Annotated in this window: 8 protein-coding genes; 7 read left to right on the top strand and 1 reads right to left on the bottom strand. The window is 61.5% G+C overall.

The annotated features are described in order from the left end of the window. Positions 1–670: GntR family transcriptional regulator (locus ACESMD_RS06570; protein ID WP_372611470.1), on the bottom strand; the 670-nt coding region annotated here is incomplete at its 3' end. A gap of 458 nt (positions 671–1,128) precedes the next feature. Here ACESMD_RS06570 and ACESMD_RS06565 point away from each other — a divergent pair. The 7 genes from ACESMD_RS06565 to ACESMD_RS06535 all read left to right on the top strand — a co-directional run. Continuing rightward, entirely contained in the window at positions 1,129–2,115 is a 987-nt protein-coding gene (locus ACESMD_RS06565) for a TRAP transporter substrate-binding protein (protein WP_372611468.1), read from the top strand. 103 nt (positions 2,116–2,218) lie between these two features. Next, the gene (locus tag ACESMD_RS06560; RefSeq protein ID WP_372611466.1) at positions 2,219–2,737 is read left to right on the top strand and encodes a TRAP transporter small permease; all 519 of its coding nucleotides are present in this window, start codon (positions 2,219–2,221) and stop codon (positions 2,735–2,737) included. Next, the gene (locus ACESMD_RS06555; RefSeq protein ID WP_372611464.1) at positions 2,734–4,014 is read left to right on the top strand and encodes a TRAP transporter large permease; all 1,281 of its coding nucleotides are present in this window, start codon (positions 2,734–2,736) and stop codon (positions 4,012–4,014) included. The genes ACESMD_RS06560 and ACESMD_RS06555 overlap by 4 nt, the downstream gene beginning before the upstream one ends. A 28-nt stretch (positions 4,015–4,042) precedes the next feature. Further along, complete coding sequence (locus ACESMD_RS06550) at positions 4,043–4,825, top strand: enoyl-CoA hydratase/isomerase family protein (protein WP_372611462.1); 783 nt, start codon at positions 4,043–4,045, stop codon at positions 4,823–4,825. 25 nt (positions 4,826–4,850) lie between these two features. Then, entirely contained in the window at positions 4,851–6,038 is a 1,188-nt protein-coding gene (locus ACESMD_RS06545) for a CaiB/BaiF CoA transferase family protein (RefSeq protein WP_372611461.1), read from the top strand. A 60-nt stretch (positions 6,039–6,098) separates the two neighbouring features. After that, entirely contained in the window at positions 6,099–7,307 is a 1,209-nt protein-coding gene (locus ACESMD_RS06540) for an alanine--glyoxylate aminotransferase family protein (protein WP_372611459.1), read from the top strand. Between the two features lie 40 nt (positions 7,308–7,347). Continuing rightward, positions 7,348–7,874: FAD-binding oxidoreductase (locus ACESMD_RS06535; protein WP_372611457.1), on the top strand; the 527-nt coding region annotated here is incomplete at its 3' end.

Below are 7,874 nucleotides of genomic sequence, written 5' to 3'. Positions count from 1 at the left end.
CGCCGGGAAGGGTATCGTCGGCGTGCTCATCGGACAGGGAGGCGATTTCCAGCTTGTTGCAGAGGTGGTTGCGCAGGATCTGTCCCAGTTGCTTGCCGTCACGCTTCTTGAGGGCCGAGATCATGTTTTCGTGGTCATTGACGGCCTGGCGCCAGAAGCTATCGGTCATCTTCTTGGAGTAGCGCACACGTTTCACGCGCTGGCTGAGATTGTTGTACATCTCCTGGAGCACCTCGTTGCGTGACGCGGCAAGCAGGCTCTCATGGATCTTCCGGTTGACCTCGAAGTACTCGGCAAGCTCCCTGTTGCGGTAGTGACCCAGCATGCGTTCGTGAAGTGCGACTATCGCCTCGATCTCATCGTCACTGATGTGTTGACAGGCCAGCTCTCCCGACAAGCCCTCCAGGGCGCCCATCAGATCGTAGGTGTCCTTGACCGTCTTTAGAGTCAGCTGGACGACGCGCGCCCCACGATTGGGAAGGAGTAACACCAGCCCCTCCGAAGCCAGTACCTTCAGGGCCTCGCGCAGGGGCGTTCGTGACACACCGAACTGTTCGCAGAGCTGTTTTTCGGAGATGCGTTCCCCGGGAGCGAGTTCGCCATGCTCTATTAGCTTGCGGACGCGGTCGGCGACTTCCCGGTAAAGGTTGCGGTGCTGGATCTTGCTCATGGGCTGGTTCCTTGTGTAGCCCGAGGCAGATGCGATCTTATCTCGGAGCCTGTCGAGTTTGACGCTCCTCTGCAAATGTATTATGCATCCAAAATCCGTTCAACCCGTCCAGGAGATATCTCATGGTCTGCAGGTCTTTCGCAGCAGCCTCCAGCTCCCCTGGGCTGAGGCGCCTGCGATCCTTGATGGTAGCGTGCCGATCCTCGACGCCTGTTCCGGTTTCCCGCTGGCAACCTTGCCGTCAAGCACCCTTCGACTAAAGGATAATTTTTTAATTCTACATTATGAATTCAAATTGAAATTGTGACGGTCGGGGCGGCGAGTCTATGGATGCCGTTGCGAGTCGGGCCGTCGGAGTGGCCGTGCGGCGGCCGCCATGGCCCTGGGGGTGCCTCGAAAGTACGTCGCTCCCGGGCAATATGCGCACAACAACAATCCAGTACTGGATGGAGTATCCAATGAATATGATCAAGACAGCATTCCTGACCACCTCCCTGGCGTTGAGTCTGACGCCAGGTCTCGGCATGGCCCAGACCGAGCTGCAGTTTGGCCACGTGGGCAACCCCGGTTCGTTGTTCGGTGCTTCCGCGAATGAGTTCGCCAAGCGGGCCAACGAGCGACTGGGCGATGACTACGAGGTGCAGGTCTACGGAGCGAGCCAGCTTGGCGGCGACAGCTCCATGATGCAGAAGCTCAAACTTGGCCAGCTGACCTTTACGCTGCCTTCCAGCGTGATGTCCTCGGTAGTGGATGAGTTCGGTCTGTTCGAGATGCCCTATCTGATCCAGGATAGGGACCACATGAAGCGGGTTATCGAGGAGGTCGTTGAGCCCGACCTTTACCCACTGGCGGAGGAGGAGGGCTACAAGATCCTCGCCGTCTGGGAGAATGGCTTCCGCCAGATCACCAACAATGAGCGCGCCATCAATACCCCCGAGGACCTTGATGGTTTGAAGCTGCGGACCCCGAAGGGCAAGTGGCGGGTGCGCATGTTCGAGGAATACGGCGCCAACCCCTCGCCCATGGCGTTCTCGGAGGTCTTCACGGCGCTACAGACCGGTACCATGGACGGCCAGGAAAACCCCCTGGTGCAGATCTACTCCTCGAAGTTCCAGGAGGTGCAGGACTACCTCTCCATCACCAACCACGTCTACACGCCTGCCTATGTCGTGGTCTCCACGAGCTATTGGGCGGATCTCCCCCAGGAGGTCCAGGATGTGCTCGAGGAGACGGCCCAGGAGGTCCAGGACTTCGTCTACGAGACGGCCGCCAAGCAGGATGAGGAGCTCCTCGGCGAGATGGAAGCGGCCGGCATGGAGATCAACGAGGCTAACAAGCAGGCATTCATCGACGCCAGTGGCCCCATCTATGAGCTCTTCGACGAGGAAGTGGAAGGCGGCGGCGACCTGGTCGACCATGCGCTGGCGCTCGGTGAGAAAGACTGAATCTCTCTGAAGACTGAATCTCTCTGAAGACTGAATCCCTCTGAATCAACTCTTGGACCGCCCCGGCCGGGCGGTCCTTCCTCTGCTCGACGGAGTGGCTTCAATGTCCCTCGTGAAACTTCGATCCGGCTTCGAGTGGCTGCTCGAGGTCATCACCATGTTTCTGGTGGTTTCCCTGACGGTGGTCGTGTTACTCGGTGTCACCTTCCGTTTTTTCGGCAATTCCCTGGCGTGGTATGACGAGGTCGCCGCCGTGATGCTGGCGTGGGTGACCTACTACGGCGCCGCTCTCGCCTCCCTCAAGCGCGCCCATATCAGCGTCCCGGGCTTCGTCTACTCGCAAACGCGTACTGTGCGCATGGCGCTGGTAGTGCTCGGTGAGGCCATCATCATCACCTTCTTCGTGCTGCTCGCCGTCTATGGCGTCTACGTCATCAGTGTCCTCAGCGGCTCTACCCTGGTCAGCGTGCCCATCCCCACGGCCGTGACTCAGTCCACCATTCCCATTGGCGCGGCGCTCTATGTCATCGCCGAGCTGCTTAACCTGCCGGACATCCTGCGTGAAGCTTGGGAGGGGCGGAAGCCACCCTCGGAGCAGGACATCGTGGAGGAAATGCAATGACGACGGCCTTGATCCTGCTGGCTGGGCTGGCCATGATCTTCATCAACATCCCCATTGCGGTGGCTCTGGGTGCGGTGTCCATCGTCGCCATGCTGGTGTTGCAAGGGACCAACAGCCTGTTCGGCTTCCCGCTGGTGCTGTTCGATGGCGCGACCAAGTTCCCGCTGATCGCCATTCCGCTGTTCGTCCTGGCCGGCGCCATCATGAACACCGGCGGCATCTCGCGACGGCTGATCGACTTCGCCTCCGCACTGCTCGGCTTCGTCCGCGGCGGCCTTGCCATGGTAAGCGTCGGCACCTCGCTGTTCTTCGCCGAGATTTCCGGGTCTGCCGTGGCCGATGTGGCTGCCCTTGGCACCATCCTGATTCCGGAGATGAAGCGCAAGGGGTATCCAGCTCCGTTCGCTGCCGCCATCACATCTTCCTCGGCATCGCTGGCGATCATCATCCCGCCCTCGATCCCGATGATCCTCTATGCCGCCATGGCCGACACCTCGGTGGTGCAGCTCTTCGTCGCCGGCATCGTGCCCGGTGTGGTCGGCGGGCTGTTGATGATGGTGCTCGCCTGGTACTTAGCGGTCCGCTACAACTTTCCCGTGGAGCAGACCTTCAAGCTGAGCCGGGTGTGGACTACCTTCAAGGCGGCGAGCCTTGCCTTCTTGCTGCCGATGATCATCCTTGGCGGCATCTTCGGCGGCTTCATGACCGCTACCGAGGGCGCCGCGCTGGCGGTGCTGGCATCGCTGCTGATCAGTTTCCGCTACGGCGAGCTGAGGTGGTCGAACTTACGCGGAGCCATGGTCGAGGGCGGTGTACAGACCGCCGTGGTAATGCTGTTGGTGGCGAGTTCCGCACTGCTCGGGGATTTCCTTACCCGCGCCCAACTGCCGCAGATGCTGGCGACCATGATCGGCGACTTCACCGACAACAAGTACGCGGTGCTGGTATTGCTGAACATCTTCCTGCTGATGATCGGCATGATCCTGCACTCGGCGGCGGCCATCATCCTCACCGTGCCCATTGTCATGCCGTTGGTGATGATGGTCGGCATCGATCCCGTCCACTTCGGGATGATCGTGACGCTGAACCTGGCGATCGGCCAGCAGACGCCCCCTGTGGCCAGCGTGCTGATGACCGCTTGTTCGGTGGCCAAGGCCGATATCTGGGATGTGACCAAGGCCAATGTGCCGTTCGTCATTCTGCTGTTCGTGCTGCTGATGCTGGTCACCTACGTGCCGATCTTCCCGATGGGCCTGGTGGAGCTTTTCTACCGATGAGCCCGAAAACCCTGAGAGGAGAAACCTGATGTCTGATTCCTTGATCTTCCGGCGCGAGGGCAACCTCGCCTGGATCGGTTTCAACCGACCCGATAGCCGCAATGCCATGACCTGGGAGATGTACGACGCGCTCGAGGCCTGCTGCGATCGGCTGGCCGAGGACGAAGACATCCAGGCGGTGGTGCTGCATGGAGTCGGCGGCGAGGCCTTCGTCGCCGGCACTGATATCTCCCAGTTTGCCAACTTCAAATCCCCCGAGGATGCCCTTGGATACGAGCAACGTATTGACCGGGTTGTCGGCAAGCTGGAGGCTCTGCCCAAGCCCACCATCGCACTGATCGAGGGCGCCTGCGTGGGCGGTGGGGCGGCCCTGGCGCTGGTCTGTGACTTTCGCTACTGCACGCCGTCGATGAAGTTCGGCGTACCCATCGCCAGGACCCTGGGTAACACCCTGTCGATGACCAACGTCTCACGGATGGTCGACATGATCGGCGTGGCCCGCACCAAGGAGGCGCTGATGATGGCCAAGTTGTTCGGTGCCAATGAGGCCCACCAGGCGGGACTCGTCAACGGCATCTTCGCGTCCGAGGCGATTATCGAAGAGGTGGCCGCCATCGCCGCCGAATTCGGTCGACGCGCCCCGCTCACCGTCCAGGCCAGCAAGGCGCTGGTGGGGAGGGTGCTGGAGGAGCGTCGTGCCGCCGCGGGTGCCGGCGATGACTGGGTCACCGCCTGCTACATGAGCGATGACTTCAAGGCGGCCGTCGACAAGTTCGTCCACAAGACGCCTTTTGAATGGTCGGGCCGCTAAGTCATCCAACTTGGGAATTCTGCCAATGCTGCCACTACAGAACGTGAAAGTGCTGGACATCTCGCAGATCATGGCCGGGCCATATTGCACCATGGTGCTGGCCGATATGGGGGCGAATGTCACCAAGGTCGAGAAGATCCAGGGCGGCGACGACAGCCGTCAGATGGGCCCCTACGTCAACGACGAGTCGACCTGTTTCTCGCAGATCAATCGCAACAAGAAAAGCATCTCGCTCAACCTGAAGGATGACCGGGCCAGGGAGATCTTCTATCGCCTGGCCAAGGACGCCGACGTCATCGTCGAGAACTACCGCACCGGCGTCACCAAGTCGCTGCAGATCGACTACGACACCATCAAGGCGATCAATCCCGGCATCATCTACTGCTCGATTTCCGGCTACGGCCAGACCGGCCCCTACAGCCATCGCGGTGGCTTTGACCTGGTGGCCCAGGGCATGACCGGGCTGATGTCGATGACCGGCGAGAAGGGCCGGCGCCCGCTCAAGACCGGCATCGCCGTCTATGATATCGGCGCCGGCATCACGGCGGTGTATTCGATCCTCGCGGCCTATATCCACAGGATGAACACCGGCGAAGGCCAGCACATCGATATCGCCATCACCGAATGCGGCCTGCCTTGGTTCGCCTGGGAGGCGGCGGCCTACTTCGGCGAGGGCACGTTGCCCGAGCCCACCGGCTGGCGGCATCGCGTGTCGGCACCCTATCAGGCGGTCAAGGCCAGCGATGGCTACATCATGCTGGGCTGTGCCAACCAGCGTACCTGGGAGCGCTTCTGCCAGGACGTGCTTGAGCGCGAGGACCTGATGACCGACCCGCGGTTCCTGACCAATTTCGACCGTGGCCAGCACGTCGAGGAGCTCGAGGCGCTGCTGGAAGCGATCATGGTCAATGGGGAAATGAATCATTGGCTCGAGCTCTGCGACAAGGCGGGCGTGCCGGCCGGTCCGATCAACAATTTCGCCCAGGCGATGCAGGACGAGCATTACCTGGCGCGTGGCATGGTGCAGGAAATGGATCACCCGGTGATCGGCAAGATGAAGACCATCGGCTTTCCGAGCAAATTCTCGCGCACCCCCTCGCAGATCCGCAGCCCGGCCCCGCTGTTCGGCCAGCACACCGATGAGGTCCTCGACACCCTGGGCTTCTCGCCCGAGCAGCGGCAAACCCTGCGGGCCGAAGGGTGCATCAAGTGATTTTTTAGCGTATTTTGAATTCATTATCAAAAGTACAGAGTTGCATCTGGAGAAATCATCATGTTGAAGCTCGATTTTCATCCGTCCGGCCGCCATTTCCTGCAGATTCCCGGCCCCTCCCCGGTGCCGGATCGTATCCTGCGGGCTATGAGCCTGCCGACCATCGACCATCGCGGCCCGGAATTCGGCGCCCTGGGGCGAGAGATCCTCGAGAATATCAAGCAGGTGTTCAAGACCCGGGGCCCGGTGATCATCTACCCCGCCTCGGGGACCGGTGCCTGGGAGGCGGCGTTGTCGAACGTCCTTTCGCCGGGCGATAAGGTGCTGATGTACGAGACCGGTCAGTTCGCCACCCTCTGGGAGAAGATGGCCCGGCGGCTGCAGCTGGAGCCCGAGTTCATCGGCTTGCCCGGCTATGAGAGCTGGCGCTACGGGGTTCAGGCCGACATGATCGAGGCCAGGTTGAAAGAGGATGCCGGCCATGAGATCAAGGCGGTCTGCGTGGTGCACAACGAGACCTCGACCGGGGTGACCAGTGACATCGCCGCGGTGCGGAGGGCCATCGATGCCGCCGAGCATCCCGCCCTGTTCATCGTCGATACCATTTCCGGCCTGGCCAGTGCCGACTATCGCCATGACGAATGGGGCGTCGACGTGACCGTTTCCGGGTCACAGAAGGGTCTGATGCTGCCGCCGGGCATCAGCTTCAATGCCGTGTCCGACAAGGCCATCGCCACCAGCCGGGTATCGACGATGCCACGCAGTTTCTGGGCCTGGGACGAGATCCTCGAGGCCAACCAGAACGGCTACTGGCCCTATACCCCCAGCACCAATCTGCTCTATGGCCTCAAGGAGTCGCTGGACATGCTGCTCGACGAAGGCCTGGAGAACGTCCTGGCACGCCACCAGCGCTGGGCCGCCGGTGTGCGCAAGGCCGTCGAGGCCTGGGGGCTGGAGATCCAGTGCCTGGACCCGGTCGTCTACTCGCCGGTGCTCACCGGCGTGGTGATGCCGGAGGGGATCGATGCCGACGAGGTGCGCAAGATCATCTACGAGCGTTTCGACCTGTCCCTGGGGGCCGGCCTCGGCAAGTCCAAGGGCAAGATGTTCCGTATCGGCCATCTGGGGGACTGTAACGACCTGACTCTGATTGCCACCCTGGGGGGTTGCGAGGCAGGCATGAAACTCACTGGCGTCCCCCTGAAGGGCAGTGGGGTCACCGCTGCACTGGACTACTTCGCCATCAACCCGCTCAAGGGGTCCAGTTGACCATCGGTGCCCCCTTGCCGTATGCGAGGAGGGAAGAAGGATGACGTCCGCGACGCAGAGTCCCCGTTCGCAGGATGCCCGGATAAAGCCGATCGGTGATCTGGCTTCCAGGCTCCAGCGTGAGTTGGCCGGAGAGGTCCTGTTCGATCAGGCCTCACGGGGCCGTTACTCGACGGATGCCTCGATCTATCAGGTGACGCCGGTGGGGGTGGTGATTCCCCGCCATCAGGAAGACCTGACGCTGACCCTGGATATCGCTCGGGATGCCGGTGTCCCCATATTGCCAAGGGGCGCCGGTACCAGCCAGTGTGGCCAGACCGTGGGCGAGGGACTGGTCATCGACGTCTCCCGTTATCTCGACCAGGTGGTGGAGTTCGATGCCCAGGCACGCACCGTCGTGGTCGAGCCGGGGATCGTGCTCGATCACCTCAATGCCTGGCTCAAGCCCCACGGCCTCTGGTACCCGGTGGATGTGTCCACCAGCGCCCAGTGCACCCTCGGCGGCATGGCCGGCAACAACTCCTGCGGGTCGCGTTCCATCCGCTACGGCAACATGGTGCACAACGT

Source organism: Halomonas sp., assembly GCF_041689495.1.
In the GTDB taxonomy this organism is placed as follows: Bacteria; Pseudomonadota; Gammaproteobacteria; order Pseudomonadales; family Halomonadaceae; genus Halomonas.
This window is presented reverse-complemented; position numbering and strand designations above follow the sequence as displayed.